Origin of the sequence: Ramlibacter sp. (assembly GCF_035706265.1) — a bacterium.
Lineage (GTDB): Bacteria > Pseudomonadota > Gammaproteobacteria > Burkholderiales > Burkholderiaceae_C > Ramlibacter.
Genome location: NZ_DASSVG010000034.1, coordinates 1 through 2,618, shown reverse-complemented (window position 1 = coordinate 2,618; position 2,618 = coordinate 1). Strand labels below are relative to the sequence as shown.

Annotated in this window: 3 protein-coding genes; all 3 read left to right on the top strand. The window is 68.0% G+C overall.

Annotated features, from left to right (window positions below; translation table 11 throughout):
- A partial coding sequence (gene dctP, locus VFM98_RS01115) for a TRAP transporter substrate-binding protein DctP (protein ID WP_325108041.1) occupies positions 1-731 on the top strand: 731 nt, incomplete at its 5' end.
- Positions 728-1,261 carry a TRAP transporter small permease gene (locus VFM98_RS01110; protein ID WP_325108040.1) on the top strand — a complete coding sequence of 178 codons (534 nt, stop codon included), beginning with the start codon at positions 728-730 and terminating at the stop codon, positions 1,259-1,261. The genes dctP and VFM98_RS01110, both read left to right, overlap by 4 nt.
- Positions 1,258-2,577 (top strand): TRAP transporter large permease subunit, encoded by a 1,320-nt coding sequence (locus VFM98_RS01105; protein WP_325108039.1) that lies wholly within the window; start codon positions 1,258-1,260, stop codon positions 2,575-2,577. Before VFM98_RS01110 ends, VFM98_RS01105 begins: the two co-directional genes overlap by 4 nt.
- Positions 2,578-2,618 lie beyond the last annotated feature (41 nt).

Genomic DNA, 2,618 nt, shown 5'->3' with positions numbered 1-2,618 from the left:
AGACCGGCGTGGTCGACATGGCCATGTCCACCGGCGCCTTCTATACCAACGTGATGCCGGAGGCCGATTTCCTGAAGCTCACGCAGGTCCCGGTGGCCGAGCAGCGCAGGAACGGCGCCTTCGACGCCATCAACAAGGTGTGGAACGAGAAGGCCAACATGCAGTACCTGGCGCGCATGGTGGAGAACCAGCCCTTCCACATCTACACCACGAAGAAGGTGGACAAGCCGGACCTCACGGGCCTGAAGATCCGCATCACGCCGGTGTACCGCGACTTCTTCCAGGCGCTGAACGCCAATGTGATCACCACCGCGCCGGGCGAGGTCTATACCGCGCTGGAACGCGGCGTGGTGGACGGCTACGGCTGGCCCATCGGCGGCATCTTCGACCTCAACTGGCAGGAGAAGACGAAGTACCGCGTGGACCCGGGCTTCTACGACGCCGAGGTCTCGCTGGTCATGAACCTGCCCGCCTACCGCAAGCTCACGCCGCAGCAGCGCGACTACCTGCAGAAGCAGGTGCTGGCGCTGGAGGCGGAAAACACCTTCTGGACCCAGTACGCTGCCGACGAAGCGGCGCGCCAGCAGAAGGCCGGGATCCAGGCGATCCGCTTCGATGCCGCCAGCTCCAAGGCCTTCGTCGACAAGGCCTACAGCGTCGCCTGGGCCAGCGCCGAGAAGCAGAGCCCCGAAGTGGCGAAGCGCTTCAAGGCCCTGTTCGCGCCCAAGTGAGCGCCGGCCGCATCGAGCGCGGTTACGGCTCCTTCCTGGCCGGCCTCGCGTGGGTCGGCTGCGTGCTGCTGTTCGCCATGCTGCTGGTCATCGTGGCCGACGTGGCGCTGCGCAACATCCCGGTGCCGGGCCTGCCGCGCGGGCTGGCCTGGAGCAACGAGGTCTCGGAGCTGATGCTTTACCTGATCACCATGTGCGTGGCGCCCTGGCTGCTGCGCCGGGGCATGCACATCCGTGTGGACGTGCTGCTGCAGGCGCTGCCGCCCCGCCTGGCCTGGAGCCTCGAATGGGTGGGCGACGTCCTCGGCCTGGGCTGCTGCCTGGTGCTCACGTGGTACGGCGCGCGCGCGGCCTGGGCCAGCTACACCTCGGGCGCATTGAACATCAAGACCCTGGTCACGCCGGAATGGTGGGCGCTCGCGCCGCTGCCGGTGGCCTTCGCGCTGCTCTCGCTCGAGATGCTGCTGCGCATGGCGCGCCTCTACGCCGGCCCGCGCCAGCCGCGCCACGACGCGGTGAGCACGGGATGAGCAACTGGGGGCGTGCGGCCTGGCTGATGCTGGGCGGCTCGACGCTGCTGCTGTTCATCGGCATGCCGGTGGCATTGACCTTCATGGCGGTGAACATTGCGGGCGCCTGGCTGTACATGGGCGGGGAGGCCGGCCTCGCGCAGCTGGCGCGCAGCAGCGTGAGCTCGGTGGCCGCCTTCTCGCTCACGCCGATCCCGCTGTTCATCCTGATGGGAGAGGTGCTGTTCCACAGCGGCCTGGCGGTGCAGGTGATCGAGGGCATCGAGCGCCTGATCCGCCGCCTGCCGGGGCGGCTGGCCGTGGTGGCCGTCGTCGCCGGCACCGTGTTCTCCGCGATCTCCGGCTCCACGATCGCCACCACCGCGATGCTCGGTTCGCTGATGCTGCCGGTGATGCTGGCGCGCGGCTACCACCCCAGCCTCGCGGCCGGGCCGATCATGGCGATCGGCGCCGTCGACATGCTGATCCCGCCCTCGGCGCTGACGGTGCTGCTCGGCTCGCTCTCGGGCATCTCGATCTCCAAGCTGCTGGTGGGTGGGGTGCTGCCCGGGATGATCCTCTCGCTCGCCTTCGTGCTGTGGATCGTCGCGCGGGTGAAGTTCAGTCCCGCGCTGGCGCCGGCGGAGCGCGAGCAGCCTTCCTATGCCGGCTGGGAGCGCTTCCGCCCCTTCGTGCGTTACGTGCTGCCGACGCTTTCCATCTTCGTGGTGGTGGTGGCGGCGCTGGCGCAGGGCTGGGCCACGCCGACGGAGTGCGCCGCGGTTGGCGCCTTCGCCACGCTGGTGCTGGCGCTCGTGTACCGCGCCCTCACGCTGGAGGTGCTCACGAAGTCGCTGCAGGGCACGGCGGCGATCTCGGGGATGATCCTGTTCATCATCGTCGGCGCCACCACCTTCGCGCAGATCCTTTCCTTCTCGGGCGCGAGCAGCGGCCTGGTGCAGGCGATCACGGGCCAGGGCCTGGCACCGGGGCTGATCGTCGTCGGCATGATGCTCACGCTGATCTTCCTGGGCATCTTCGTCGACCAGGTGAGCATGATGATGATCACGCTGCCGATCTTCATGCCGATCGTGCAGGGCCTCGGCATCGACCCGGTCTGGTTCGGCGTGATGTTCCTGATCTGCATGCAGCTCGGCTTGCTGCTGCCGCCGCACGGGCTGCTGCTGATGACGATGCGCGGCGTGGCACCGCCCGCCGTGACCATGGGCCACATCTTCCGCGCCGTGGCGCCCTTCGTCGCGATGAGCATTCTCGTGCTGGCGCTGGTCTTTCTCCTTCCGGCAGTCGCCGTCTGGCTGCCCAATTTCGTCGGCTGACATGGAACGATCCTTCAAGGAAGAAGTCGCGAAGCTGAAGC

What these genes read in the sequence shown, in the direction of transcription:
- VFM98_RS01105 (WP_325108039.1), top strand. Translation starts at nt 1,258, where the DNA reads ATGAGCAACTGGGGGCGTGCGGCCTGGCTGATGCTGGGCGGCTCGACG.